Annotated in this window: 24 protein-coding genes; 9 read left to right on the top strand and 15 right to left on the bottom strand. The window is 70.5% G+C overall.

Going from position 1 to position 25,322, the window contains the following annotated elements; genetic code table 11:
- Positions 1-30 precede the first annotated feature (30 nt).
- From ACIBO8_RS19515 to ACIBO8_RS19490, 6 genes are read right to left on the bottom strand one after another with little or no spacing between them, the layout of a single operon-like run.
- On the bottom strand, positions 31-1,416 hold the full coding sequence (locus tag ACIBO8_RS19515) for an NAD(P)/FAD-dependent oxidoreductase (RefSeq protein ID WP_396116650.1): 1,386 nt from the start codon (positions 1,414-1,416) through the stop codon (positions 31-33).
- Positions 1,417-1,418: 2 nt separating this feature from the next.
- A complete protein-coding gene (locus tag ACIBO8_RS19510; protein WP_396116649.1) occupies positions 1,419-2,198 on the bottom strand; it encodes an ABC transporter permease in 780 nt (259 codons plus the stop codon).
- Positions 2,195-3,052, bottom strand: coding sequence for an ABC transporter permease (locus ACIBO8_RS19505; RefSeq protein ID WP_396116648.1), 858 nt, complete (start codon positions 3,050-3,052; stop codon positions 2,195-2,197). The genes ACIBO8_RS19510 and ACIBO8_RS19505 overlap by 4 nt, the downstream gene beginning before the upstream one ends.
- 3 nt (positions 3,053-3,055) lie before the next feature.
- Positions 3,056-4,309: a spermidine/putrescine ABC transporter substrate-binding protein gene (locus ACIBO8_RS19500; protein ID WP_396116647.1), complete on the bottom strand. Its 1,254-nt coding sequence runs from the start codon at positions 4,307-4,309 to the stop codon at positions 3,056-3,058.
- Entirely contained in the window at positions 4,306-5,409 is a 1,104-nt protein-coding gene (locus tag ACIBO8_RS19495) for an ABC transporter ATP-binding protein (RefSeq protein ID WP_396116645.1), read from the bottom strand. The genes ACIBO8_RS19500 and ACIBO8_RS19495 overlap by 4 nt, the downstream gene beginning before the upstream one ends.
- Before the next feature lie 12 nt (positions 5,410-5,421).
- Positions 5,422-6,858: an aminobutyraldehyde dehydrogenase gene (locus tag ACIBO8_RS19490; protein WP_396116643.1), complete on the bottom strand. Its 1,437-nt coding sequence runs from the start codon at positions 6,856-6,858 to the stop codon at positions 5,422-5,424.
- Between the two features lie 262 nt (positions 6,859-7,120).
- Between ACIBO8_RS19490 and ACIBO8_RS19485 the strand changes: the two genes are divergently transcribed.
- Together ACIBO8_RS19485 and ACIBO8_RS19480 are read left to right on the top strand one after the other, a co-directional pair.
- A complete protein-coding gene (locus tag ACIBO8_RS19485) occupies positions 7,121-8,698 on the top strand; it encodes a diguanylate cyclase (protein WP_396116642.1) in 1,578 nt (525 codons plus the stop codon).
- A gap of 111 nt (positions 8,699-8,809) precedes the next feature.
- On the top strand, positions 8,810-9,193 hold the full coding sequence (locus tag ACIBO8_RS19480) for a hypothetical protein (RefSeq protein WP_396116641.1): 384 nt from the start codon (positions 8,810-8,812) through the stop codon (positions 9,191-9,193).
- Between the two features lie 19 nt (positions 9,194-9,212).
- Here the strand turns inward: ACIBO8_RS19480 and ACIBO8_RS19475 are convergent, their stop codons facing one another.
- The 5 genes from ACIBO8_RS19475 to ACIBO8_RS19455 form a co-directional block, all read right to left on the bottom strand.
- Positions 9,213-9,725 carry a GNAT family N-acetyltransferase gene (locus tag ACIBO8_RS19475; protein WP_396116640.1) on the bottom strand — a complete coding sequence of 171 codons (513 nt, stop codon included), beginning with the start codon at positions 9,723-9,725 and terminating at the stop codon, positions 9,213-9,215.
- Between the two features lie 67 nt (positions 9,726-9,792).
- A complete protein-coding gene (locus tag ACIBO8_RS19470) occupies positions 9,793-11,298 on the bottom strand; it encodes a S8 family serine peptidase (protein ID WP_396116639.1) in 1,506 nt (501 codons plus the stop codon).
- 101 nt (positions 11,299-11,399) lie between these two features.
- Complete coding sequence (locus ACIBO8_RS19465; RefSeq protein ID WP_396116638.1) at positions 11,400-12,452, bottom strand: type III PLP-dependent enzyme; 1,053 nt, start codon at positions 12,450-12,452, stop codon at positions 11,400-11,402.
- A gap of 359 nt (positions 12,453-12,811) precedes the next feature.
- A complete protein-coding gene (locus tag ACIBO8_RS19460; protein ID WP_396116637.1) occupies positions 12,812-13,027 on the bottom strand; it encodes a DUF397 domain-containing protein in 216 nt (71 codons plus the stop codon).
- A gap of 43 nt (positions 13,028-13,070) precedes the next feature.
- A complete protein-coding gene (locus tag ACIBO8_RS19455; protein WP_396116636.1) occupies positions 13,071-13,919 on the bottom strand; it encodes a helix-turn-helix domain-containing protein in 849 nt (282 codons plus the stop codon).
- A 227-nt stretch (positions 13,920-14,146) separates the two neighbouring features.
- Between ACIBO8_RS19455 and ACIBO8_RS19450 the strand changes: the two genes are divergently transcribed.
- Together ACIBO8_RS19450 and ACIBO8_RS19445 are read left to right on the top strand one after the other, a co-directional pair.
- Positions 14,147-14,785, top strand: coding sequence for a GPP34 family phosphoprotein (locus ACIBO8_RS19450; RefSeq protein ID WP_366156692.1), 639 nt, complete (start codon positions 14,147-14,149; stop codon positions 14,783-14,785).
- Between the two features lie 62 nt (positions 14,786-14,847).
- On the top strand, positions 14,848-16,509 hold the full coding sequence (locus ACIBO8_RS19445) for an APC family permease (RefSeq protein WP_396116635.1): 1,662 nt from the start codon (positions 14,848-14,850) through the stop codon (positions 16,507-16,509).
- A gap of 129 nt (positions 16,510-16,638) precedes the next feature.
- Here the strand turns inward: ACIBO8_RS19445 and ACIBO8_RS19440 are convergent, their stop codons facing one another.
- Positions 16,639-17,190, bottom strand: coding sequence for a hypothetical protein (locus tag ACIBO8_RS19440; RefSeq protein WP_396116634.1), 552 nt, complete (start codon positions 17,188-17,190; stop codon positions 16,639-16,641).
- Between the two features lie 408 nt (positions 17,191-17,598).
- On the opposite strand from ACIBO8_RS19440, the gene ACIBO8_RS19435 reads away from it, so the two are divergent.
- The 3 genes from ACIBO8_RS19435 (at position 17,599) to ACIBO8_RS19425 (ending at position 21,347) form a co-directional block, all read left to right on the top strand.
- Complete coding sequence (locus ACIBO8_RS19435; protein ID WP_396116633.1) at positions 17,599-19,476, top strand: Xaa-Pro dipeptidyl-peptidase; 1,878 nt, start codon at positions 17,599-17,601, stop codon at positions 19,474-19,476.
- An 85-nt stretch (positions 19,477-19,561) separates the two neighbouring features.
- A complete protein-coding gene (locus ACIBO8_RS19430) occupies positions 19,562-20,239 on the top strand; it encodes a PA14 domain-containing protein (RefSeq protein ID WP_396116632.1) in 678 nt (225 codons plus the stop codon).
- Positions 20,240-20,681: 442 nt separating this feature from the next.
- Positions 20,682-21,347 (top strand): DUF1080 domain-containing protein, encoded by a 666-nt coding sequence (locus tag ACIBO8_RS19425; protein WP_396116631.1) that lies wholly within the window; start codon positions 20,682-20,684, stop codon positions 21,345-21,347.
- A gap of 12 nt (positions 21,348-21,359) precedes the next feature.
- Here ACIBO8_RS19425 and mgrA read toward each other — a convergent pair whose 3' ends face one another.
- Both mgrA and ACIBO8_RS19415 read right to left on the bottom strand, forming a co-directional pair.
- Positions 21,360-22,367 carry an L-glyceraldehyde 3-phosphate reductase gene (gene mgrA, locus ACIBO8_RS19420; protein WP_396117100.1) on the bottom strand — a complete coding sequence of 336 codons (1,008 nt, stop codon included), beginning with the start codon at positions 22,365-22,367 and terminating at the stop codon, positions 21,360-21,362.
- Positions 22,368-22,402: 35 nt separating this feature from the next.
- The gene (locus ACIBO8_RS19415; RefSeq protein WP_396116630.1) at positions 22,403-22,828 is read right to left on the bottom strand and encodes a phage holin family protein; all 426 of its coding nucleotides are present in this window, start codon (positions 22,826-22,828) and stop codon (positions 22,403-22,405) included.
- 222 nt (positions 22,829-23,050) lie between these two features.
- Between ACIBO8_RS19415 and ACIBO8_RS19410 the strand changes: the two genes are divergently transcribed.
- Both ACIBO8_RS19410 and ACIBO8_RS19405 read left to right on the top strand, forming a co-directional pair.
- Positions 23,051-23,278 carry a zinc-ribbon domain-containing protein gene (locus ACIBO8_RS19410; protein ID WP_396116629.1) on the top strand — a complete coding sequence of 76 codons (228 nt, stop codon included), beginning with the start codon at positions 23,051-23,053 and terminating at the stop codon, positions 23,276-23,278.
- Between the two features lie 81 nt (positions 23,279-23,359).
- A complete protein-coding gene (locus tag ACIBO8_RS19405) occupies positions 23,360-24,547 on the top strand; it encodes a methyl-accepting chemotaxis protein (RefSeq protein WP_396116627.1) in 1,188 nt (395 codons plus the stop codon).
- Between the two features lie 147 nt (positions 24,548-24,694).
- On the opposite strand, the gene ACIBO8_RS19400 is transcribed toward ACIBO8_RS19405, so the two are convergent.
- The gene (locus ACIBO8_RS19400; protein ID WP_396116626.1) at positions 24,695-25,180 is read right to left on the bottom strand and encodes a hypothetical protein; all 486 of its coding nucleotides are present in this window, start codon (positions 25,178-25,180) and stop codon (positions 24,695-24,697) included.
- Between the last annotated feature and the right edge of the window lie 142 nt (positions 25,181-25,322).

Raw genomic sequence — 25,322 nt, 5'->3', positions numbered from 1 at the left:
TGGAGCAACGCGGGCACGGAGGGACCGGTGTCAGGAGTCGAAGCCGAGGCCGACCCGGTCCAAGGTCCGCAGCCACAGGTTGCGTCGGCCGTCGTGGCGGTCGGCCTGGGCGATGGACCAGCGGGTCAGCTGGATCACCCCGGTGCGCAGCGGCTCCGGCGGGAACGGCACCGGCTTCGTGCGGACCAGCTTCAGCGACGTCAGCTCCGTAGGCCGCCCGTCCAGCAGGTCGAGCATCACGTTCGCACCGAAGCGGGTCGCGCCCACTCCCAGACCCGTGTACCCCGCCGCGTACGCGAGCCGCCCGCTGTAGCCCGTACCGAAGAATCCGCTGAACCGGCTGCACGCGTCGATGACCCCGCCCCATTTGTGGGTGAAGCGCACGCCCCCCAGGTGCGGGAACGTGTCGGCGAAGTGGCGGGCCAGCACGCGGAACGTCTCCTCGCGCTGGTCGTGATCGGTCGTGATGCGGCCGCCGCGGTAGTAGACGGCGTCGTAGCCGCCCCACAGGATGCGGTTGTCGGCGGTGAGCCGGTAGTAGTGGAACTGGTTGCCGGAGTCGCCGATGCCCTGGCGGTGGCGCCAGCCGATGGTGGTCAGCTGGTCGTCGGTGAGCGGCTCCGTCATGAGGGCGTAGTCGTAGACCGGGATCACGTAGTGGCGTAGCCGGCGCAGGAGGCTGCCGTGTGCGCCCGTGGCCAGGGCGACGTGGCGGGCGTCGACGCGGCCGCGCAGGGTCTGCAGCCGCAGGCCGGCCCGGGTGGTCTCGATGCGGTCGACCCGGGTGTTCTCGTAGAGGCGGACGCCGAGGTCGAGGCAGGCGCGGCGCAGACCCCAGACCAGGCGGGCCGGGTCGACCATGGCGCAGCCGTCGCGGTCCCAGACCCCGCCCAGGTACGTGGGGGAGTCCACCTCCGCCCGTACGGCGTCGCGGTCGAGCAGCCGCACGTCGAGGCCCCGCTGGGCGGCCGCGGAGTGGAAGGAGCCGAGCTCGCGCAGCTGCCAGGGTGCGGTGGCGACGTGGAGTTCGCCCGTACGCGCGAAGTCGCAGTCGATGTCGTGCCGCCGTACCGTTTCCTCGATCTCGGCGAGGTTTCGCCGGCCGAGCCGTTCCAGGGTGTCCATCTCACCGGGGAACCGGCTGAGCCCGTTGTCGAAGCCGTGGGTGAGGCTGGCGGCGCAGAAGCCGCCGTTGCGCCCGGATGCGGCCCACCCGGCGGTGCCGGCCTCGACGACGACCACGTCCCGGCCCGGGTCGCGTTCCTTCGCCAGCAGGGCGGTCCACAGTCCGCTGTAGCCGGCGCCGATGACGGCGAGGTCGGCGGTCTCGGCCGCGGCCAGGGGATCGGCGGCCGGGGGCGCGCCGGGCTGCCGCAGCCAGTACGGCTCCGGGGCGGCGTCGGCGAGGGTGTGCACGATCAGCCGCGCCGGTGCGGCCGGGAGCGGACGCTGGTGATCACCGCGATCAGCACCCCGACCATGAAGATCAGCGTGCCCATGACGTTGACCTGCGGCGGCAGGCCGACGCGGGTGGAGCCCCAGATCCACAGCGGGAACGTGGTGGCGGTGCCCGCGGTGAAGTTGGTGACCACGAAGTCGTCGATGCTCAGGGCGAAGGCCAGCATCATGCCCGACATGACCGCCGGCAGGATGATCGGGAAGGTGACCCGCCAGAACGTCGTCCAGGGGGTGGCGCCCAGGTCGGCGGCCGCCTCCTCGAGCGAGCGGTCCAGGGTGAGGACCCGGGCGCGCACCACGACGGCGACGAACGAGATGCAGAACATGACGTGCGCGATGGTGATCGTCACGACGCCCGGACCGATGCCGAGCGACACGAAGAGGGTGAGCAGCGAGGCGCCCATGACGAGCTCGGGGGAGGAGATGGCGGCGAACATGACGAGGTTGACGGTGCCCGAGCCGCGGAAGCGGAAGCGGCCCAGCGCGTAGCCGACGCCCGTGCCGAGCGCGCCGGCGACGAGCATCGTCACGATCGCCACCACCAGGGAGGTGACCAGGGCGCGGGTGAGTTCGTCCAGCTCGAAGATGCGGCCGTACCACTTGACCGTGAAGCCGTCCCAGGTCTGGTTGTAGCGGCCCGGGGTGTCGTTGAAGCCGAAGAGGATCATGATGAGCACCGGCAGCGTGAGCCAGGCGATCACGAGCCAGGTGTACGCGTACAGCACCCGCCGGCCGGTCATCGCGCCGCCACCTTCATCACGTCCTCGGTGCCCAGCGCTCGCGCGTACGCGAAGACCCCGATGAGCAGCACCGCCATCAGCGTGAACGACAGCGCCGAGGCGGTCGGGTAGTTGGAGCTGGTCAGGTACTGGGCCTGGATGACCTGGCCGATCATCGTGGTGGACGAGCTGCCCAGCACCGCCGAGTTCACGTAGTCCGAGCTGGCCGGTACGAACGTCATCAGCACGCCCGCGAAGACGCCGGGCAGCGCCAGCGGGAAGATGACCTTGCGGAAGGCGGTGGCCGGGTCGGCGTACAGGTCGCGGGCCGCCTCGACCACCCGCGGGTCGATGCGTTCCAGGGCCACGTAGACCGGCAGGACCATGAACGGCAGGAAGTTGTAGACCAGCCCGCCGATCACGGCGACCGGGGTACCGAGGATGTGGAACTGCGCCGGCAGCACCCCGGCCTCCTTGAGCGGCCCCAGCAGCATGCCCTCGTCGGTGAGGATGAGCCGCCACGAGATCGTGCGCAGCACGAACGACACGAAGAACGGCAACAGCAGCAGGAACAGGTACGTCGGTTTGCGCCGCCCGCCGTGGAAGGCGATCCAGTACGCGACCGGGAACGCCAGCACGACCAGGATGATCGTGGTGATCGCCCCGTAGATCAGCGACCGGACGAGCTGCCCCTGGTAGTTGACGACGGCGTCCACGTACGTCTGCCAGTGCCCGGTGAGAACGTAGCCGTTGACGACGTCGCCCTCCTGCAGCGACAGCGACAGCATGGTCACCATCGGCACGACGAAGAACAGCAGCAGCCAGAGCCCGCCGGGCAGGACGAGCAGGTACGGGGCGAGCCTGCGGCGCAGCACGGCTCAGCCCAGCACGATGGGTTCGAAGATGCTCTGGTATTCCTGCTGTTCGGCCGGGGTGGCGAAGTCGCGGAAGTAGTGCAGCTTGGCGTAGTCGCCGGCGGCGGGGAACACCAGCGGGCTGTCGGCGACCGCCTCCAGGGTCGCCCTGTCGTCGCCGGACTTGGCGGCCGCGTCCTTCTTGATCTGCTCCTTGGCCGCCGGCACGGGGCACACATAGTTGATGTACTCGGCCAGCGAGGCGGCGATGTCGACCTGGTAGAAGAAGTCGATCAGCTTGATCGCGTCGAGCGGGTTCTTGGCGGTGACCGGGATGGCGAAGTTGTCGGTCCAGATGTTGCCGCCCTCCTCGGGGATCACGAACTTGAGGTCCGTGCCGTCGGAGACGTTCTTCTGGAAGATGTCGCCGGACCAGGCCTGGGTGATCCAGACCTCGCCCTTGCCGAGCGCGTCGACGTAGCTCTGGTCGTAGTAGTTGCGGATGACGCCGGCGCTCTTCTGCTCCTTGAGCTTGCCGGCCGCCTTCTTCCAGTCCTCCGGGGTGGACTTCGCCGGGTCGATGCCGAGCGCCAGCATGCCGAAGTTGCCCAGCTCCTGGGTGTCGGAGAACATCCCGACCTTGCCCTTGAACGCCGGGTCCCACAGGTCGGCCAGCTTGGTGATCGGACGGGTGATCTTCTTGGGGTCGTACGCGATGCCGGTCATGCCGGAGGTCCACGGGACGGTGTAGACGTTGCCCCGGTCGAACGCCTCGTTCCGGTAGGCCGGATCGGCGTTGGCGGCGTAGTTCGGCAGCTTGGTGTGGTCGAGCGGGGCGAGGAAGCCGGCGTCGACGAACTGCTTGAACTGGATGCCGTTGGTGATGACCATGAGGTCGAAGCCGATGTCCTGCCCGGCCTTGAGCTGCGGCTGCACCTTGGCGAACCAGGGGCCCATCTCCTGGATGACCTCCTGGTAGCCGACCTGCACGCCGGTCGCCGCGGTGAACTTCTTCAGCTCCGGGTGCTTGGGGTCCATGTACAGGGGCCAGTTGGCGAAGTTCACCTTGCCGTTGCTCGTCTTCCCGGACCAGTACTTGGCCACGGCGTCCGGGGCGGGCGCGCTCGCGCCGGGCGAGCCCTGGCCCTTGACGCCGCACGCGGCCAGGGCCGTGCCGAGCGCTGCCAGGCCGGACAGCTTGAGGGCGTCGCGGCGGTCGAAGCGCCGCTGGGTCAGGCCGCGGAGGACGGCCGGATGGGGGGTGGGGGGCTGGCTCATCGGACTCCGATCGGGTACGAGTGCTGCGGACTCCAGGTCAGGAAGACGCGATCGCCGGGTGCCGCCAGGTCCTCGGCCGAGTACGCGTTCTGGTCGAACACCACGAGGTCGGCGCCCGCCGCCGTCTTCACCGTGTAGTTCGTGGAGGTGCCGTGGTAGACCACGTCGGTCACGACGCCGGTCAGGACGCTGCCTCCGTCGCCGACGGGCGCGTCGCGGCTCAGGTCGATCTTCTCCGGGCGTACGGAGACCTCGAGGGCGTCGCCGGCGCGCACGCTCGCCGGCACCGGCACGAGCACCCGCTCGTCGGGCCCGTACGCCAGCACGGCGATCCCGCCCTCGACGCTCTCGGCGGGCCCGTCGAGGAGGTTGGACGTACCGATGAAACCGGCGACGAAGCGGGTCGCCGGCCGCTCGTAGATCTCCCGCGGCGAGCCCAGCTGCTCGATGGTCCCGGCCTGCATCACCGCGATGCGGTCGGACATGGTGAGCGCCTCGCCCTGGTCGTGGGTGACGTAGACGAAGGTGATGCCGACCTCGCGCTGGATGCGCTTGAGCTCGATCTGCATCTGCTGGCGCAGCTTGAGGTCGAGTGCGCCGAGCGGCTCGTCCAGCAGCAGCGCCCGCGGCCCGTTCACCAGCGCCCGGGCGAGCGCGACGCGCTGCTGCTGGCCGCCGGACATCTCGCGCGGGGAGCGCTTCTCCATGCCGGTCAGCGAGACGATCTCCAGGATCTCGCCGACCCGGCGGCGGATCTCGTCCTTGGCGACCTTCTTGCGCTCCAACCCGAAGGCCACGTTCTGGTACGTCGTCAGGTGCGGGAACAGCGCGTACGACTGGAACACCATGTTGACGTCCCGCTTGTGCGGCGCGACCTTGGTGACGTCCCGGCCGTCGAGGCAGACCGTGCCGCCGGTGGGCTCCTCGAACCCGGCGATCATCCGCATGGTCGTGGTCTTCCCGCAGCCGGACGGGCCCAGCAGGGAGAAGAACTCGCCCGGCGCGACGGCCAGGTCCAGCGGGCGGACGGCCCGAACGGTCTCGCCGTGCGACAGGAAGTCCTTGTACACGCCGACGAGCTCGATTGCGGCGTCGATCATCTGCGTACCTCTTCAGCCGAGCCGACTCATCACGTGCTTGATCCGGGTGTATTCCTCCAGCCCGTAGCCGGACAGGTCCTTGCCGTACCCGGAGTGGCCGAAGCCGCCGTGCGGCATCTCGGACACGAACGGCAGGTGCGTGTTGATCCAGACGGCGCCGGCGTCGAGCCGGCGCGACACCCGCATCGCGCGCCCGTGGTCGCGGGTCCAGACGCTGGCGCTCAGCCCGAAACGGGAGTCGTTGGCCGCCCGTACGGCCGCGTCCTCGTCGTCGAAGGGCTGCACGGTGATGACCGGTCCGAAGATCTCGTCCTGGATCATCTCGTCGCGCTGGCGCAGGCCGGCGACGACGGTGGGCTCGACGAAGTAGCCGCGGTCGCCGATGCGCCGGCCGCCGGTGACGATCTCGGCGTGCGCGGGCGCCCGGTCGAGGAAGCCGCTGACCCGGCCGAGTTGGTCGGCGTTGTTGAGCGGCCCGTAGTACGCGTCAGGGTTGTCCGGCCCGCCGACGACCGTCTTCCTCGCGGCGGCGGCCAGCGCGGCCGTGAAGTCGTCGGCGATGCGCGCGTGCACCAGGACCCGGGCCGCGGCGGTGCAGTCCTGCCCCGCGTTGAAGTACCCGGCGCCGGCGACCGCCTCGGCCACCGCCGCGACGTCGACGTCGTCGAAGACCACGACCGGCGCCTTGCCGCCGAGCTCCAGATGCACCCTCTTGAGGTCGGTGGCCGCGGCGGCGGCGACCTCCCTGCCGGCGCGGGTGGAGCCGGTGATCGACACGAGCCGTGGCGCCGGGTGGGTCACCAGGGCGCGGCCGGTCTCCCGGTCGCCGCAGACGACGTTGAGCACCCCGGGCGGCAGGAACTCCGCGGCGATCTCGGCGAGCAGCAGCGTGGTGACCGGGGTTGTCTCGGACGGCTTGAGCACCACAGAGTTACCGGCGGCGATGGCGGGCGCGAACTTCCACACCGCCATGACCATCGGGTAGTTCCAGGGCGTCACCTGGGCGCAGACGCCGACCGGCTCACGGCGTACGTAGGACGTGTGTCCGCGCAGGTACTCACCCGCGGAGCGGCCCTCGAGAAGGCGCGCCGCACCGGCGAAGAAGCGCAGCTCGTCGAGGAGGGGAGCCATCTCCTCGTCCCGGGTGGGCGCGACCGGCTTGCCGGTGTTCCGGCACTCGGCGGCGATGATCTCGTCGGCGCGGGCCGCCACGGCGCCGGCGATCCGCAGCAGCGCCCGTTGCCGCTCGGCCGGGGTGGTGTCCCGCCAGGTCTCGAAGCCCGCCTGCGCCGCCGCCATGGCGTCCGCCACGTCCGCCGCGGAGGAGACGGGGGCGGACGCGTACGCTTCGCCGGTGCACGGGTCGACGACGGGTGACGTCCGCCCGTCGGCCGGGTCGGCGTACGACCCGCCGACGAAGTTCCGCAGGACGGGCAGCGCGGCACTCACGTATCCGGACCTCCCCAGGTCGACGTGGCGAGACCTTGACACATGCGAGACCGCCAGGACAAGGGAATCCGAAGTATTTTTCGAGCACGAAACGGATTCAGATGCTCTGAGGCCCTCCAGCGACGCAATCCGATGTCCGGCCGGGCTCCGGAGAGGGAATCGCCGGACCGCCGCCCGGGCCGGCCGTCCCGGTGCCGAAAGACCGCGGCGTGCGATGTCACTAACGCTCCGATTTCGGCTCCGTCGGCCGATCGTGAGAGTCGTGAGCATCAGGTCGCCGGAAGCCGTCGCGGAGCCCTCGGGCGTCGCCGCGCGGCTGGCGTCCGAGCTCGATGATCTCGAGAACCACCAGGGCCGCGACGTGGACTCCATCCTGGTGCGCGCGGCCGAGGTCGCGTGGACGGCGGAGGCTCTCGGCGACGCCCTGCTGCTGCGCCGTGCCCAGCTCGTGCAGGCCGACATGCGGCAGCGCAGCGGCACCGTGGGGGAGGCCGCCCGGATCTTCCTGACGATCCAGTCCTGGGCACAGCAGCACGATTGCGCACCGCTGCTCGCCCGCAGCCACTACCACCTCACCCTCACCTACCACTACCTGGGCGATCACGCCGCGAGCCTCGAGCACGCGCTCTCCGCGGTCGAGCTGCTCGAGGAGACGGCCCCCGCCGGGCTGCGCGTCCTCTATCTCATCCGGCTGGCGAACTCCCTCGCCGAGGGCGGGTCGATCGGCCCCGCGCGGGAACGGTACGACCAGGCGGAGCAGCTCGCGATCGCGTGCGGCGACCTCGACCGGCGGATGCTGGTGCTCAACAACCTCGCCTACACCGAGATGGAGGCCGGACGGACGAGCGTCGCCCAGGACATCACCGAGCGCATGGCGGACACGGTGCTCGCCCTCGGTCGCGACTTCCGCGTCGGCGAGTGCGACACCATCGCCAACGTCCGGATCATCGCGGGCGACTACGCCGGTGCCGAGCAGATCCTGGTCGGTGTGCACGACACCTCGCGCTGGTTCGAGGCCCACGACGTGGCCGAGGCGCGGCTGACGCTCGCCACCGCGCAGCGCATGCTCGGCGCGCTGGAGCGCGCTCAGAGCACGCTCGATCGCTGCCGGGCGTCCTGCCGGGGCGTCAGCCTGGGAACGGTACGGGTCCGGGCGATGGCCGAGCAGGCCGAGCTGTACGCGGCGGCCGGCAAGTACGCCGCCGCGTTCGAGGAGTACAAGCGCTTCCACGCGGCCGCCGAAGAGCTGCGCTCCCAGCAGCAGGAGGCTCGGGCGCGCACCCGGCAGGCGATGTTCGAGACCGCCGAGGCCCGGCGTGAGGCGGAACGCTACCGCGAGCAGGCGCGCCGCGACGCCCTCACCGGCCTGTACAACCGGCGCTTCATCGACGAGCGGCTGCCCCAGCTCATCGCGACCGCCGCCACGGCCGGCACGCCGCTCACCGTCGCCCTCGTCGACCTCGACCACTTCAAGCGCATCAACGACACCCTCTCGCACGACGTCGGTGACCGGGTCCTGGTCGCCGTGGCCGACCTGCTCGCCGGCGCGCTCGACGGCCGCGACACCGAGAGCTTCACCGCCCGCATGGGTGGCGAGGAGTTCGTCGTGGTGCTGCCCGGCCTCGCCGACGCCGCCGCCGACGCCTGGCTCGACGGCTTGCGGCTCACCATCCGCGAGCACCCCTGGTCGCCGGTCACGGGCGACCTCCCGGTGACGGTCAGCATCGGCGCGGTGGCCGGCGTCCCGGCCCCCGGCCAGGACCAGGCCGCGCTGCTCGCCGAGGCCGACCGCCACCTCTACTCGGCCAAGCGCACCGGCCGCGACCGCGTCGTTCGCTGAGGGGCTCGAGCAGCGGTAACGGGATTGCGGATGCGCGGTTGTCTCCGCCCTGGGGGCGATGAGGTTCCGGTCGTTGTCGAGGTTGCGCACTGGCTGCGCATCGACGCGGTCATGGACAACGAGATCCAGGACCTGCGCGACAAGTGCTGGGAGAGCGGGGGGCCCGATCAGGCGAACCCGTTCTGGGTTGAGCTGACCGAGCTCGCTGAGTCCATCCGGCAAGCGGGCTGGGATCAACTGCGGGGCTGGCCCAAGACCTCGGCGGGGTTCCGCTCCTGGCCTGCCCCCGGCCAGACGCAGGAGATGCGTCTGCGTACCAGGCAATGGGGGCTGGTGGTGACTGCTCTGGAACGGTGGGCCGGCGTCGACGACGACCTCGGCGAGGACACCGGACGGGAGTCCGCAGCGCTCCTTCGCCGGATTTCTGCAGCGGTGCGGGCCGGCTTCGAGCAGCAGGTCGGCGGACCGCCTCCCGCAGTCCGACCCGTGTGGTAGCTCGTCGCGGTCCCACTCACTACAGCTCGAACCAGTAGCGCCGCAGCGGGCCGAATTCGGTTTCGCCGACGCCCTCGAAGACGCCGCCGCACCGCTCGATCGTCCGCTCGGAGGCGGCGTTGCCGGGCGCGCAGACGGCCAGCAGCCGCGTCCGGCCCTGCGCTCGCGCCTCGTCAAGGATGCTGCCCAGCGCCCAGGCACCGAGCCCGCGTCCGCGCGCGGACGGCCGGATGCCGTAGCCGATGTGCCCCGCCCACCGCACGTAGTCGTCGTCGCCGTCGCGCAGCGCGATGCCGCCGAGCACCCGGTCGTCCTCGACGATCCACCGGTACGTGCAGCGGTGCCGGCCGGTGGGCGCCGGATCCGGCTGCCCGGCCAGCCGAGCCACCCAGGCCGCGAAGCCGGCCCGCGAGGCCACCTCGTCAGCGCCGGTCAAGCCGAAGCCGTCCTCGTGCGGGCCGCGTCCCCACTCCGCGTGGGCCTCGAGCCAGGCGTCGTGCAGGCGGACCGTGGGCGCGATCAGTCGGGGCACGCCACCACCGTACCGACGAGCGAAGGCCGCGCCATCGGGCGCGGCCTTCGCCGGTCGTACGGGTGGTTCACTTCATCCAGGCGCCGCCGGAGGCGTGCTGCCAGGACACGCCGGACCAGGTGCGCGCGCCCCACGGAACGCCGTTCACCAGCGTGTTCGACCATCCCCGGTTGGTCCAGGTGGCGTCGTCCCAGTCGATGTCGGACCAGGCCCGGGCCGCCCAGTTGGTCCCGGACCACTGCCGCGCGGCCCAGTTCGCCTGACCGTACTGGGTGCCCGCCCAGCCGGTGCCCGTCATCGGCCGGCCCATCCACTCGCCGCCCTGCCAGGAGCGGTGCGCCGTGCTCGCCGCCGCCCACGTGGCGGACCGCAGCGGGCCGAAGATGTCCCGCTCGCCGACCAGCGGTACGCCGTCCAGCGAGACGATCGAGGTCCCGCGCGCCTCCTGGATGCTGCCCGTACCGGTCGACTGCGGGCCGACCAGCTTGCACAGGGTCGGCAGCTTGGCCGTGGCGCGGTCGAGGTCGATCATCCGGCCGCCCGAGGTCGCGGCGCCGACGTACGGGCCCGACTCGCGCAGCGTGCACTTCAGTGAGTCCGGCGTCAGCCACGGGTACCGCTGCAACAGCACGGCGGCCGCGCCCGTCGCCACCGCGGTGGCCTGCGAGGTGCCGCTGCCGACGAAGTAGCGGTCACCGACCCGGGCGGACGGGTAGCCGGCGTCGGCCATCGAGCCCGGCACCCGCAGCGACACGATCGAGCGGCCCGGCGTGTACAGGTCCGGCACCCGCGGCGCCGCGCCCACGCTGGTGAACGACGCGATCTGGTCGTCGGTGTAGGCGGTGGTCCCGCGCATGTCGGTGGCGCCGACCGTGATCACGTACGGGTCGAAGGCCGGGTTGGTGATGGCGCCGCCGGTGTTGCCGGACGACACCACGACCGCGATCCCGGCCCGGTACGCGTTCTGCACCGCGTGCGACAGCGGGTTCTTGGTCCAGCTGGACACGCCGTCGGTGCCGTACGACAGGTTCAGCACCCGGATCGGGTTGCGGGGGTCGTCGTCGCGGTGCTCGACCACCCAGTCGACGGCGGCCATCACCTGCGTCACGTCGACCGCGCCGTTGGCCGCGCCGACCTTGATCGACAGCAGCTTGGCGTCGGGCGCCATGCCCTTGAAGCCGGAGGCGCCGGTGTCGCGGCCGGCGATGATGCCCGCCATGTGGGTGCCGTGGCCGTACGTGTCGCGCCACCGCAGGTTCGCCACCTGGCTCTCGAACGACAGGTCCGGCCCGTTCGCCACGTTGCCGGAGGTGAGGCCCTCCACGGGCGCCACGCCGGTGTCGATGAGGGCGATGCCGATGCCCTTGCCGGTGTAGCCGCGCTGGGCGGCCACGTCGTCCCGGGTGATGCGGCGGACGTCGGTCAGGGTCGCCCCCGCGTCGTTGAAGCTGTAGTCGGCCACCGAGGCGGCCCGCGCGGGCGTCACCCCGGTCAGCGCCGTCGCCACCGTCGCCGTGGCGGTCGCCATGACCGCTACCGCGTACTGCCGCATCCGTGCTCGTCTGCCTGTCATGCCGGTGGGGATCGACGTGGCGCGAGAGGACTTGAGAATCTTTACCTGGACTTGAGGATTTTCCTCGTTGCTTTCGCGGGGCGATCGCGGGGCCGACCGGGTCAGACCATCACCACGCGGGGCGGGGCGAAGCCGTTGAACCGAGACGCGTAGACGCTGGTGTACGCGCCCGCCGAGCCGATCAGCAGCTCGTCGCCCTCGCGCAGGTCCGCCGAGAGCAGGACGTCGCGGGCGAAGGTGTCCTGGCTGTCGCAGGTCGGCCCGGTCAGGTGGTAGCAGCGGCGCAGGCGGGTGCCCCGGGTGTCGTGCACGGGGTAGTGCAGCTGGCCGCCGGACTCGAGCACCTCCATCAGCCCGTGGAAGACCCCGAGGTCGGTGTGCGCCCACCAGCCGGAGGGGCGCTCGGCGACGCCGATCACCCGGCAGCGGAACGTCCCGGCCTCCGCGACCAGGCACCGGCCGGGTTCGGCGAAAACCTCCACCGGGTACGGCAGCTCCGCGATCCCCGCGGCGGCCACCCGTCCGAACTCGGCCAGCGCGGGCACGGGCTCGTCGTAAGGGGCGGGGAAGCCGCCGCCGATGTCCACCATCTCGAGTCGGACCCCCGCGCGCGCCAGCCGGTCCATCGCCTCGGCCACGTCGTGCAGCGGTCGCCGCAGCGCGGCGGGCCGCAAGGACTGCGACCCCATGTGAAAGGTGATCCCGTACGGCACCAGCCCGAGCTCACGCGCCTCCAGCAGCAGCCGTACGGCCCCGGTGACGTCCACGCCGAACTTGCCCTCGCTCGGTACGACGCTGTCCTCGCCGTACGTGAGGAGTCGCGCGTACACCCGGCTGCCCGGGGCCTCCTGCGCGACCCGGTGCAGCTCCTCGGCGGAGTCGATGCTGAACCGGTCGACGCCGGCGGCCGCGGCCCGCGCGGTCTGCTCCCGCGCCCGGACCGGATTGCTGAAGATCAGGTCGCCCGCCCGTACGCCCGTGCCGGCCAGGGTCTGCATCTCCTGGACCGAGGCGATCTCGAAGTCGCAGCCCGCCTCGTGCAGCGTGCGCAGGACGCCGGGGTGGGTGTTGCACTTGGTGGCGTAGAACGGCCGTACGCCCGGGAACGCGGCGCGGAACGCGGTGAGGGCGGCGAGGATGCGATCCGCCCGCATCTCGAGCACCGGCCCCGGACGGCTGCCGGTGATCGGCGGGACCGTGACGAGAGAAGGCGATGACTGGCGCAACGGGAGACCCCTTTACGCTTAGTAGTCTCTTCAATACGGAGAGTGTGGTACTCAGTATGCACCGGCGCCGCGGAAAGGTCGATGAGCGGCGGCACTGGAGATCAGCTATCCACAAAGGCCGGATGACCTGCGGTGATGCAATTCGGGGCGCCCCGCGGGACGCCCCGAATACGCATACAGGGCCGCTGACGTGCGCCCTTTCACCATCTTGAATTAGATCATGCACCTTCGGGAAGTTGACTTTGAGTATCCACTTCCCATCTGTGAGTACAGATCGGTAGGCTCTCTCAGCGGTTGATATCGAACTCGCCGTCCTGCACCGAGTTCACGAACTCGGTCCAGTGCGCCGGGTCGAAGACGAGAGCGGGGCCGGAAGGGTTCTTGCTGTCGCGTACGGCAACGACTGTGTCGAGGACTGCGACCTCGACACAGTTGTTGCCGCCGTTTCCGTTGCTGCGACTGCTCTTTTTCCAAACGGCAGCGTTGAGATGGTGCGCTGGCATGCCATGCACCCCCCTTCGATATGCGATTGTGCGTGCGCGTCCCCTACGCGCGCAGGAGACTTTCGATCATCTTAAGGCTCAGGCGGGGGTCCAATGCCCTGGTGCTCAGCCGCTCGAACTCCGCACGGTAGCGAGCGACCTCTGAATGTTGCTCTTCGTAGAGGTCGCCCGCAAGACCCTCCAGGTAAACTACATCCAAATGAGTGGTCTCGCGGAACTCCAAAAGCGCTGCTGAACCCCCGAGGAAGGGATGTTCGCCGGCGTCGAACGGCAAGATCTGCAACGTCACGTTCGGTAATTTAGCGATGTCGATGAGATGACGAAGTTGTTCGTCCATCACGTCGGGGCCGCCCACGGAGCGTCGCACGACGGACTCGTCGATGATCGCGAGGAGCTGCAGCGGGTTGGTGCCGGTGAGGCGGTCCTGCCGCTTGAGCCGCAGAGCCACCCGCCGGTCGATGTGCTGCGGCGAGTCGGTGGCCCGGCCGGTGCGCATGAGGGCGCGGATGTAGGCCTCGGTCTGCAGCAGTCCGGGCACGATGATGGGTTCCCACGCGCGCAGGGACGCCGCCTCCGCCTCCAGGCCCACGAAATTGCCGGGTCGCATGATGTCCCGGTAATCCGTCCACCAGGTCTTCTGGCGTGACGAGCGGGCCAGCTCCATGAGGGCCTCGCGGTACTGCTCGTCCTCCACACCGTAGAGGCTCAGCAGGTCCCGGACGTCGCGCGGCGTGACCGCCACCCGGGCGGTCTCGATCCGGGTGACCTTCGCGGCATGCCATTCGAAGTGCCGGGACACATTCTCCTGGGTCAATCCGGCGCGCTCCCGGCACCGCTTGAGTTCGGTGCCCAGACGGCGGCGGCGCAGCGTGGGACCTTCGTCTGTGGACACCCTGACTCCCTCGATCTTGCGATGCCGGTACCGGTGCTCGATGTGGCGTGTTCGACGTGGTGCGCATCGGTTGTCATCCATCGTAGACAGGACGACTTGATGCGCGAGTCTAGTACTTCTTGCATTGACCTCGGAGCGAGGTACATGATGCGACGGACAGCGAGTTATTGCCTTGTATACGGGTAGTGCCCGTGGGCTTTTCTGGTCGATGTCTAAGGAGTCGCGTCGTGCTGGCTGACCAGTTCTTCCTGATCGCGCACGAGGACCGGACGGGGCGGTCGCGTCTGCACCCCCGGGCCACCGGCCTGGGACTCGCCGCCGCTCTCCTGGGCGAGCTGATGCTCGAGGGGCGGCTCCGCATATTCGACGGTGATCTCTACATCGAGAGCCGTCAGCCGCCGCGGGACTCGCTCTCGCATTCCGTGCTGGAATTGCTCATCGCCCAGCCGCAGCATCGCGAGGTACGCACCTGGCTCGCGTATCTGTCGCAGGACGCCGCCGACCGGGTGGGGGAACGGCTGCTGCGCCTGGGCGCCGTGGAGTCCGTGACGCGCCGCCGGATGCTGAGCACCCAGACCTTCTACATGCCGAACAACGAGGCCCAGCGCAACGCGGCCGCCTGGGCACCGATGCGGCTGGCGAACATCATGGTCCGCGGCCTCGAGATGTCCACCAGCGACCGGCTGCTCGCGGGGCTGGTCGTGGCCACCGGCCTGACCCGGCACGTGCTCTGGGACTTCGAGGTGCACCGCCACGCCCTGACGCAGCTTCCCACCGCCATCGGGACGCTGCCCGAGGACTTCCGGCAATTGATCGAGCACACCGAGGCGTCCGTCGGCTCGGTGCTCGCCGTCGGCCGGCGGTGAGCACCGTCGGCCGTCACCACCGCCGGCGGGACAACATCGATCAATGGGCTGGGAGGCTCTTGATGGCGAGCAAGGACGTGTCCGAACCCGATATCGTGTCCACCGCACTGGCACGCAATCGGCTCGGCGTCCCGTCGGTGGTCTTCTTCGGCGTCGCCGGGGCGGCCCCGCTCACCGTCGTCATCGGTGCCATCACGACGATCTACGCGGTCGTCGGCAACACCGCGGTGCCCGTCGTCTACCTGGTCGTGGCGGGCATCCTGTCCATCTTCACGGTCGGCTTCGTCGCCATGAGCCGGCACATCGTCAACAGCGGGGCGTTCTACTCGTACATCAGTCACGGGCTGGGGCGGATCCCCGGCGTCGGCGCGGCGTTCGTCGCGCTGCCCGCGTACGCGATGATGCAGATCGGTTTGTTCGGCCTCTTCGGCGTGGTCGCGTCGGGCGTGCTGGACGGGCTCGGGTTCCAGGTCGGCTGGTTCGAGTGCGCCCTGACGGCCTGGGCGTTCGTCGCGCTGCTCGGCATGCTCTGGGTCGACCTCAGCGGCAAGGTGCTCGCCGTGCTGCTGGTCGCCGAGATCGTCATCGTGCTGCTCTACGACCTCGTGATGGTGGCCAACCCGGCGGACGGCTCGGTCTCCTTCGCCACGCTGTCGCCGGCCCTGGTCTTCACGCCCGAGGTCGCCGCCATGATGGTGCTCGCGATCGCCGGCTTCGTCGGCTTCGAGGCGACCGTGGTGCTCTCCGAGGAGGCGAAGGACCCGAAGAAGACGATCGCGCGGGCCACCCACCTGGCCGTCATCCTCGCCGGCCTGCTCTGCGGACTGTCGGCGTGGGCGATGTCGGTCGGCGCGGGTCCCGGCAACATCGTGGCGGCGGCGAAGAGGGAGCAGACCGACCTGGTCTTCACGCTGGTCGGCCCGCACGTGCCGGAAGCGCTGGTCAACATCGGCTACGTGCTCTTCATGACCAGCATCTTCGCCGCGCTGCTGGCCTTCCACGCCGCGGTGGCGCGTTACCAGTTCGCCCTGGGGCGCGAGGGGGTGCTCCCGCGGGCCTGGGGTTACACCCATCCCCGGACGGGCGCGCCGATGGTCGGCTCGCTGACCCAGAGCCTGCTCGCGATCGGCGTGCTGGTCGCCTACCGGATCACCGGTGCCGACCCGCTGGTCTACCTGTTCGCCTGGCTGACCGTCGTCGGCGGCCTCGGCGTGCTCATCCTCATGTGGAGCTGCTCCGCGGCCGTCATCGCCTTCTTCATCCGCCATCCGCACCAGGAGAACGTCTGGCGGGCGAAGGTCGCGCCGATCACCGCCTTCGTGCTGCTCAGCATCATCCTCGCGGCGACGATCTACGGCCTCGGGGACCTGCTGCAGGTCGCTCCCGGCTCCATGTTCCACTGGCTCTTCCCGACCGGGTACGCGGTCTTCGCCGTTCTCGGCTTCATCTGGGCGGTCGTCATGCGCGCGGCCCGGCCCGAGGTGTACGCGGCGATCGGCCGCGGCGCGGACGGGGGCTTCATCGCGGACGCCCCGCGGCTCAAGGGTTCCCACACCGAGCCGATCAGCGCCCGCGCGATCCTGGCGGCCGCGCGCGAGACGCCGGCCGGCACCGACATGCCACCGCCCACGGCCGAACCGCCGACCCTGCGAGACCTGCGGGAACAACCGCCGCCCGGGCCGCCGTCCTGGGAGGCCCCGCCCGAACCGACCCGATGGCCCTGACACAGCCACACCGGGTAACGCGCCGAAACCGCCCGCCGGGCGAAAGGAAGGAGGTTCTGGTGCCGGCCCGATCCGTCAGCCCCCCAAGAGCGCGGATCGCAGCCGGAGCGGCGGGCGGTGGCGGCGTGTTCAGGCGGCCTGCGGGAACTGGTAGATCCAGAACTGCTGGGCGTCCATCATCTCGGCCTCGCAGTTGCCGGAGAAGCGCTGGAGCATCAGCCTGATGACCCGGCCCATCTTGCGCCGCTCGTCGTTGTGCTGGCAGAAGTCCAGCCCGATGATGCCGTTCTGCGCGGCCGCGAACAGGTACATGGCCTCGACCAGGTCGGAGAACGACGAGATCGCGCGGCCCGACGGCAGCACGGCGACGAACCCGCAATACCAGATCTTGCGCTGGGCGTAGAGCTCCGGCCAGCGCCGCTCGAAGTACTGCGGCGAGATCAGCGGCATGGCGTCCAGATCATTGGTGTACGTGGACAGCCCGCACAACATGCCCGTGTCGTCGAGGCTCAGGTACTTCTGCACCCTGCCGTCGCGCATCACGTCTTCGAACTCGTGGCGGAACATCAGATGGCGCTGCACCGCGAGCGCGTTCAGGTCGCGGAACGACTCCTCGTACATCTTCCACGCGGTTTCGATGAGCTCGTCGTCGTTGATCTGCTCGACAACCTTGATGACCATGCGATGCTCCCCGATGTGCTGATGGTCGAGGCCACCCGATGTTCTGGCACTCAAGCCGATCGATGGGCTTTCTGACCACAGCGTACGGAGCGTGTTTGGCAGATTACAAGGCGTGATTTATGCCAAGGTCAACGTGTCCTGAAATGACAATTTTCCCTGCTGGATCCGGTGCGGGAGGCCCATTTCCCGCAGGTAAGGGCCCGGCAAGCGATCGAGTGCCCGCTGCGCCGTCGCCGGGATGCCGCCGGGCGGAAAGTCGTTCACGACACCGAGTTCAGGACTCGTGTCTGATTCTGATCAGCCCTGTCGATCTCGTTCGGGGGACCTCCGGCGGAGATCGGGGCCTCGGGCATCGACGACAGGCGATAAGGTGTGGCCCGAGATCCGAGCGCCGGAGGTCTGTCGACGATGCCAACGTCCCGGGGCGGGGTGCGGCTGCTGGCCGCCGCCTGTGCCGCCCTCACCCTTCTCACTCCGGCGGCCGCGACCGCCGCCCCCGCCGCCCCGGCTTTGGGCGCCCACGGCACCGAGCCCGTGTACGACTACACCCAGGCCGTCCGGGAACAGGTCTGGGTGCAGGCGCCGGTCGACAGCGACGCCGACGGCCGGCCCGACCGGGTGGCCGTACGCATCATCCGGCCCCGGACCCCGGACGGCCGCAAGGTGCCCGTGATCTTCCAGCCCAGCCCCTACTACGCGGGCCTCAATGACGTACCGAATCATGACGACATCGACCGCGACGGTGCCGCCGCCCGGCGCAGCGCGTCTCCCGCCACCGGCCGGGCCGCGGAGACGATCGTCTTCTCCGGCTACCTCGACAACTACTTCGTGCCGCGCGGGTACGCGGTGGTCTTCGCCGACAGCCTCGGCTCCGGCGGCTCGACCGGCTGTCCCACCTCGGGCGGCCGCAACGAGACGCTCGGGATGAAGGCCGTCGTCGACTGGCTCAACGGCCGGGCGCGGGCCGTCGACGCGGCCGGCGCTCCGGTCCGGGCGTCCTGGTCCACCGGCCGCACCGGCATGATCGGCGTCTCCTACAACGGCACCCTGCCCAACGCGGTGGCCGCCACCGGCGTGCGGGGCCTCGAGACCATCGTGCCGATCGCGGGCATCTCCAGCTGGTACGACTACTACCGCGCCAACGGCGGCGTGGTCGCGCCCGGCGGCTTCCAGGGCGAGGACACCGACGTCCTGGCCAAGGCGGTGCTGACGCGGCAGCACCCGGAGGTGTGCGCGGACGTCATGGCCCGCCTCGAGCGCGATCAGGACCGGCAGACCGGCGATTACAACGCGTACTGGGCCGAGCGGGACTATGTGCGCGACGCCGGCAAGGTGCGGGCGAGCGTGCTGCTGGTTCACGGGCTGCACGACGACAACGTGCGTACCCAGCAGGCCGGGCAGTGGTGGGACGCGCTGGCCCGCCACGGGGTGCCGCGCAAGATATGGCTGCACCAGGGCGCGCACACCGACCCCTTCAACGTCCGCCGCGACGTCTGGCTGGACACCCTGCACCGCTGGTTCGACCAGTGGCTCTACCGCATCGACACGGGCATCATGCGGGAGCCGATGGCCGACGTGGAGGTGGCGCCCGGCCAGTGGCGTACCGCCGCGACCTGGCCGGTGCCCGGCGCGCGGCGCACAACCCTGGCTCTCGGCGGGCCCGCCGCCGACGGCCGCCCGGGCACCCTGAAGCCCTGGCCGGCCCGGCCGGGCGCGCGGCAGACGTTCGTCGACGACCCGTCGCGGACGGCCGAGGACCTGGTCGCCGGCGAGCTGAGTGCCGACCCGAACCGGCTGGCCTACCTGTCCGCACCGCTGAGCAGGGAGACCCGGCTGTCCGGCACGCCGGAGGTCACCGTGCGGGCCGACCTCGACGGCAAGTCGCCGTACCTGACCGCGCTGCTCGTCGACTACGGCACCGCCGACCGCTACGCCGGGACGCACGCGGTGCCGGGTCAGGACTGCATCGGCCCCGGCATCCCCGAGGATCCCGGCTGCTTCGGCCGGCGCGAGTACACGACGCAGTCCACGCCGCTGGAGATCGTCAGCCGGGGCTGGCTCGATGTCCGCAACCGGATGTCACCGTCGCGCACCACGCCGATCGAGGCCGGGCGGGCATACACGTTCCATTGGAACCTGCAGACCGAGGACCACGTGTTCGCCGCCGGGCACCGGATCGGGCTGGTGCTGATCTCGACCGAGCGCGACCACACGCTGCGCTACCCGGCCGGCACCAAGGTCGGCGTCCGCCTGGGCGTGTCCAAGGTCCTGCTGCCCCTTCACTGACCTTTCCTCTGGCGAACGAAAGTTCCACACTGGACGAGCAAAGTTCTGGTGCGGCGGTCGGCGGTGGGCCAAGGCATTCACATCCGTGAATGGCTGGTCCACCCTCGAAGGAGCAGCATGGTCCGATTGCTCGCCCTCGCCCTGCTCACCGCCGGCGCGGCGGTCGCTGTCCACCCGGCCGCCGCGCACGCCGACGACCTGCCGCCGCAAGGAGCCCGGCGTCACGCTGCGCACGTACGACACCCGCGTGCCGCTCACCCGGATCTGCACGCTGAAGCCCGGCCAGACACCCAACGTCGGCAAGCTCGTACCCGCCGTCGACCTGCGGACCGCCGAGGACTTCGCGTTCGAGGACAACTTCGTCGCCCACGTGCTCGGCAACCTCACCGTTCCCGCCGACGGGTCGTACACGTTCCGGCTCACCAGCGACGACGGCTCCCGGCTGACGATCGACGGCACCACCGCGATCGACAACGACGGGCTGCACGGCGTCGAGTCCGCGGACGGCACCGTCGCGCTGACCGCCGGGCACCACTCCGTGTTCATCGAGTACTTCGAGGCCGGCGGCGGCCAGCGGCTGACGCTCTCCTGGCGGCCGCCCGGCGCCGAGGACTTCGCGGTCGTGCCGTCGTCGAGTACACGAAGCCGCTGTCGCCCGGGACCATCGCCGATCTCGGCGCGGGGTACCAGGTCGAGCAGTGGCGGTACGCGCCCAGCCCGGCGTACGGGGGACCCAAGGTGGATGAGCAGAAGCTCACCGTGACCGCCGCGAAGGTCTCCGCCGACCGCCGCAAGGTCACCTTGACGATCGACGGCCTCCTGCCGGACCGGGTCGTGCACCTGCGGTCCCCGCGTCCGTTCAGCGCGGCGAACGGTGAGCAGCTGTGGAGCACGGAGGCGTGGTACACGCTGAACGCCATCCCCGGCCCCCAGCCCGACCAGGTCTTCTACGAGGCGGAGGAGGGCCGCCGCCAGGGCGGGTCCGGGCTGAACCCTGAACGCCTCCACCACCCTGCACGTCCGCGTCAGCCCCGCGGGGGAGTACGAGGCCGGCCTCCGCTACTCGAACGGCCCCGACCCGTTCCAGGGCGACAAGACCGTCAGCGTGTACGTCAACGACCGCAAGATCCGCCAGACGGCGCTGCCCACGACGGTGACCTGGGACGGCTGGGCCACCAAGACGGAACGGCTCGACCTGCGGCGCGGTGACAACACGATCGAGTACAGGGTGGACGCCTGCGACACCGGTCACGCCAACCTCGACCTGGTCACAGTGCGCCGGCCGGGGGGAGCGCATCACCCTCTTCGACGGCACGAACCTGACCGAGTGGCAGCACACCGACGGCCGCACGGCGAGCTGGCCCCGCGTCCCCGGCGGCGCGATGGAGGTCTGCTGCGGCGACCTGCGCACCCGCCAGGCGTTCGGCGACTACCACCTGCACGTCGAGTTCAAGGTGCCGCTGCTGCCACCGGACGTGACCGGCCAGAACCGCGGCAACAGCGGGGTCTACCAGCAGGAACGCTACGAGGTTCAGATCCTCGACTCGTACGGCGACAGCACGCTCGACACCAACGAGGCCGGTGCGATCTATCTGCAGAAGGCCCTGGACGTGAACGCCGCGACGGCTCCGGAGACGTGGCAGACCTACGACATCGACTTCCGGGCGGCCCGCTACGACGACGCCGGGACGAAGACCGCCGACGCCCGGATCACGGTGGTGTGGAACGGCGTCAAGGTGCACGACGACGTCGAGATCACCGGACCGACCGGCGGCAGCATCGCCGAGGGCCCGGTCGCCGGGTCGATCCGCCTGCAGGACCACGGGAACAAGGTCCAGTACCGCACTATCTGGATCCAGCCGGAGAACTGAGCGGGGAGCCCGTCAGAGCGTGCCCTGACGGGCGTCCTTCCACAGGTCCACCGACGCCGTACCGGCCTCCAGGATCTTGTCGATCGTGGCCAGCTCGTCCGCGGAGAAGGCGAGGTTGTCCAGCGCGGCGACGTTCTGCTCCAGCTGCTGCACGCTGCTAGCGCCGATCACCAGCGAGGTCACCCGCGGATCCCGCAGCGCCCAGGCCAGGGCCAGCTGGGCGAGGCTCTGGCCCCGGCCCTGCGCGACGTCGTTGAGGGCGTTGAGCCGCGAGATCATGGCCTCGTCGATCGACTCCGGGTCCAGCGACTTGGCCTGGGTGGCCCGCGAGCCCTCCGGGATGCCGCCCAGGTACTTGCCCGTCAGCAGGCCCTGGGCCAGCGCGGTGAAGCCGATGACCCCGGCGCCGACCTCCTCGGCGGCGTCCAGCAGGCCCTCGGTCTCGATCCAGCGGTTCAGCATCGAGTACGACGGCTGGTGGATCAGCAGGGGCGTACCGAGATCGCGCAGCAGCCCCGCCATCGTGCGGGTGTGCTCGGCGTCGTACGACGAGATGCCCACGTAAAGGGCCTTGCCCGCGCGCACGGCGGCGTCCAGCGCGGCGGCGGTCTCCTCCAGCGGCGTGGTCGGGTCGTAGCGGTGCGAGTAGAAGATGTCGACGTAGTCGAGGCCCATCCGGCTCAGCGACTGGTCGAGGCTGGCGAGCACGTACTTGCGCCCGCCGCCGCCCTGACCGTACGGGCCGGGCCACATGTCCCAGCCGGCCTTGGTCGACACCACCATCTCGTCCCGGTACGCCCGCAGGTCCTCCCGGACGAGCCGGCCGAAGTTGATCTCGGCTGCTCCGTACGGTGGCCCGTAGTTGTTCGCCAGGTCGAAGTGCGTCACGCCGAGGTCGAAAGCCCGGCAGGCGATGGCCCGCTGCTGCTCGAACGGCTTGTCGTCGCCGAAGTTGTGCCAGAAGCCGAGTGACAGCACGGGCAGGTCGAGGCCCGAGCGCCCGGTGCGGCGATACTGCATCCCGCCGCTGTAGCGGTCCGTCGCGGCGACGTACGTCAATTCCGGCCCTCCCGTACTGCTGCCTTCACGGTGTTCACGTCCCGCTTGGTGCTGTCGACCGCCGCGGTGGGCGCCGGCGGGATCGCCTGCTCGACCTGCTTCTTACCCATGAGGGCGGCGACACCCGCCACCGCGAGCACGGCCACCGTCACCACGAGCGCGGCCAGCCACGCCGGCCAGACCAGCGCCAGCAGCGCGCCGACGGTCAGCAGGAGCGTGGAGACGCCGTACAGGGCGAGGACCCCCGCGCCGCCGAGCATGCCGGCACCAGTCCCGGCCCGCTTGCCCTTCTCCACCATCTCCGTACGCGCGAGCGCCAGCTCCTCGCGCACGAGGGTGGAGACCTGCTCGCTCATCCGGCTGACCAGGTCCGCGGTCGACCCCTCGGCGGACCCGTCCAGCCGCATCCGTGTATCGGTCATGCCGCTGATCTACCCAGGGCCGGGCCGGATATGCGGACGGACTCCTCAAGTCGCCCGATCGGCTGCCGATGCCTGCGGCCGCACCACCCACCGGCCGCAAGCCGGGCCGCGGCGCCGGAATCGGGCGCCGGCCCCGCGGCCCCGGCCCGCCGCGGCGGGCCGCCCGCCGACCCGAGCCACCTGGCGTCATGGCTCGGGTCGGCCCGGTCGTATCGTGGGTGGGTGTTCTTCATCGTCGGCCTCCGGACCAAGGACCGCTTCCACCCCTCGTCGGTGCAGCCCTGCGAGTTCTGCGGGGTGACGGCGGCGCAGTCCCTGATCGAACGGACGACGAAGTTCAGTCTCTTCTTCATCCCGCTGTTCCCGGTGCGGCGGTCGCGCTGGATCCGCGCCTGCACCCACTGCGGGGGCTCCCGCGAGATCAGCCGCCGGGAGGCCGCCGCGGCCTGAGCCGGCACGGCTGACCCGCGAGGTTGTCTCAAGCGGGCCCGGGGGCTGCCGATCGTGGCTGCTGAGCTCGGGGGTGTGTGCATGGATCAGCTGGTGGCCCGGATTCCGGCGAAAGTTCGCAACGCGATCGGTCTGCTGACGTATCTCGGCATGTCGGCCGCGCTCGCCGTGTGGGGTCGCAGCGTCGCCCTCGACGCGGCCGCGCAGCTGCCGGCGGGATCGCCGACCCGGGAGGCCCTGACGAGCTTCGCCACTTTCGCGCTGTGGGCCCCACCGATCGCCCTCCCGATCGCCCTGTACGTCAGCCTCACCGTGCAGCTCACCGTGGTCAAAGGCCTCCGGCACGCCGCCAAGGTGGCCACGGCCGCCGCGAAGGGCGACATGACCCAGCGGATGGAGGTCATGGGCAAGGACGAGCTCGCGCTGCTGGCAAGCTCGTTCAACATCATGACCAGCCAGGTCGGCACCGCCATGCGCGGCATGCGGGAGACCGCCGACCGGCTGTCGCACGCCGCGCACGAGCTGGAGACGACGAGCAGCACGATGTCGTCCTCGGTGCACGAGACCGCCGAGCAGCTGCGTACCGTGGACGACTCCGCGCAGCGCTCGACGCACGACCTGGCCGGCATCGCCACGAGCACCGAGCAGATGCAGGGCGCGATCAGCGAGATCAGCACCAACACGTCGGCCGTGTCCGTCGCGGCCGCCGGGGCGGTGACCAACGCCGAGGACGCCAAGGCCAACGTCGACCGCCTGCGGCAGTCCAGCCAGCGGATCGGCGAGGTGGTCAAGGGCATCACGGCGATCGCGTCGCAGACCAACCTGCTCGCCCTCAACGCCACCATCGAGGCCGTCCGCGCGGGCGAGTCCGGCCGCGGCTTCGCCATCGTCGCGAACGAGGTCAAGGAACTGGCCTCGGCCACCGCGGCCGCCACCGACGAGATCACCGACCGGATCCAGGAGATCCAGACCGACACCGAGCGCGCCGTCGAGGCGGTCGCCCGGATCGCCGGTGTCATCGAGGAGATCAGCTCGTACCAGCACACGATCGCCTCGGCGGTCGAGGAGCAGACCGCGGTCACCCACACCATGGCCGTCGGCGCCGGCGCGGCGTCCGAGAGCTCGCTCGAGATCGCATCCGCCCTGACCAGCGTGCGCGACGCGGCCGAACTGGCCAACGACGCCACCGCGCAGACCAGCGCGGCCGCGGCCGAGCTGGCGGAGATGTCGACGGAGCTGACCCGCCTGGCGGCCTCCTTCCGCTACTGAAGCGGCCCGGCGCGGCCCTCACAGGGTGACGCCATGCCCGTACCGGATTTCGTCGTCGCTTTCCACACCCGGGTCGGGCATGCCCCGCTGCGGCACCCCACGGTCGGATGATTCGACCCGCACGACGTTCCGGCCGGTGCCGGCCCATCAGGCCCGTTGCCTCGCCCTCGCGGCGGACGAGGACGCCGTTCCCTGGATCGCCCCGGCCGGCTGGCCCTGCCGGATCGTGATCGGTACGAGTGCCAGCTCGGTGAGCGTGGCGCCGTCGCGCCACACCAGGTCGACGAACCAGATGTTGCCGGGCCCGCTCGGTGACACCGAGGGGACGATGAAGTCGAGCCGGTCGGCCTTCGGGTCGACCGGCGCCTGGAGATACAGGTTCGGTGCGTGTCCCATGCCGGTCGAGTGGCCGAGCCACAGCTCGATGGACCGGACCTGGTCGGCGTACGCGGTGTCGAAGCACCAGGACAGGTGCACCGTGGTGCCGGGTGCGGCGACCGTGGGTGAGATCGCCGCGTGGGTGATGACGACGTCTTGCAGCGGTGGCGTGGCGGCGTACGCGTGGGCCGGGGCGCCGAGCCCCAGCAGCGTCGCGGCGCACAGGACAGCGAGAACCCTGCGGATGCAGGTCATGGCGAGTTTCCATCCCGTCGTGATGACCGTGGCGTGCCGTAGCTCAAGCCTGACGGGCGCGGATGGACAACCGGCGAACGACGTTTTACAAGGCTTGGTGGTGCGCGCCGGGCCGGGGGTTGTCCGAATCGCCGGGCTAAGT

Source organism: Actinoplanes sp. NPDC049681, assembly GCF_044465265.1.
GTDB lineage: Bacteria > Actinomycetota > Actinomycetes > Mycobacteriales > Micromonosporaceae > Actinoplanes.
Note: the sequence above shows the minus strand (reverse complement) of the source record. Positions and strands in the feature narration are given on the sequence as shown.

What these genes read in the sequence shown, in the direction of transcription:
- ACIBO8_RS19510 (WP_396116649.1), bottom strand. Translation starts at nt 2,198, where the DNA reads ATGACCGGCCGGCGGGTGCTGTACGCGTACACCTGGCTCGTGATCGCC.
- mgrA (WP_396117100.1), bottom strand. Translation starts at nt 22,367, where the DNA reads ATGCAGTATCGCCGCACCGGGCGCTCGGGCCTCGACCTGCCCGTGCTG.
- ACIBO8_RS19405 (WP_396116627.1), top strand. Translation starts at nt 23,360, where the DNA reads ATGGATCAGCTGGTGGCCCGGATTCCGGCGAAAGTTCGCAACGCGATC.
- ACIBO8_RS19400 (WP_396116626.1), bottom strand. Translation starts at nt 25,180, where the DNA reads ATGACCTGCATCCGCAGGGTTCTCGCTGTCCTGTGCGCCGCGACGCTG.
- ACIBO8_RS19470 (WP_396116639.1), bottom strand. Translation starts at nt 11,298, where the DNA reads ATGACAGGCAGACGAGCACGGATGCGGCAGTACGCGGTAGCGGTCATG.
- ACIBO8_RS19435 (WP_396116633.1), top strand. Translation starts at nt 17,599, where the DNA reads ATGCCAACGTCCCGGGGCGGGGTGCGGCTGCTGGCCGCCGCCTGTGCC.
- ACIBO8_RS19415 (WP_396116630.1), bottom strand. Translation starts at nt 22,828, where the DNA reads ATGACCGATACACGGATGCGGCTGGACGGGTCCGCCGAGGGGTCGACC.
- ACIBO8_RS19495 (WP_396116645.1), bottom strand. Translation starts at nt 5,409, where the DNA reads ATGATCGACGCCGCAATCGAGCTCGTCGGCGTGTACAAGGACTTCCTG.
- ACIBO8_RS19465 (WP_396116638.1), bottom strand. Translation starts at nt 12,452, where the DNA reads ATGCGGGCGGATCGCATCCTCGCCGCCCTCACCGCGTTCCGCGCCGCG.
- ACIBO8_RS19460 (WP_396116637.1), bottom strand. Translation starts at nt 13,027, where the DNA reads ATGCCAGCGCACCATCTCAACGCTGCCGTTTGGAAAAAGAGCAGTCGC.
- ACIBO8_RS19500 (WP_396116647.1), bottom strand. Translation starts at nt 4,309, where the DNA reads ATGAGCCAGCCCCCCACCCCCCATCCGGCCGTCCTCCGCGGCCTGACC.
- ACIBO8_RS19445 (WP_396116635.1), top strand. Translation starts at nt 14,848, where the DNA reads ATGGCGAGCAAGGACGTGTCCGAACCCGATATCGTGTCCACCGCACTG.
- ACIBO8_RS19480 (WP_396116641.1), top strand. Translation starts at nt 8,810, where the DNA reads ATGGACAACGAGATCCAGGACCTGCGCGACAAGTGCTGGGAGAGCGGG.
- ACIBO8_RS19440 (WP_396116634.1), bottom strand. Translation starts at nt 17,190, where the DNA reads ATGGTCATCAAGGTTGTCGAGCAGATCAACGACGACGAGCTCATCGAA.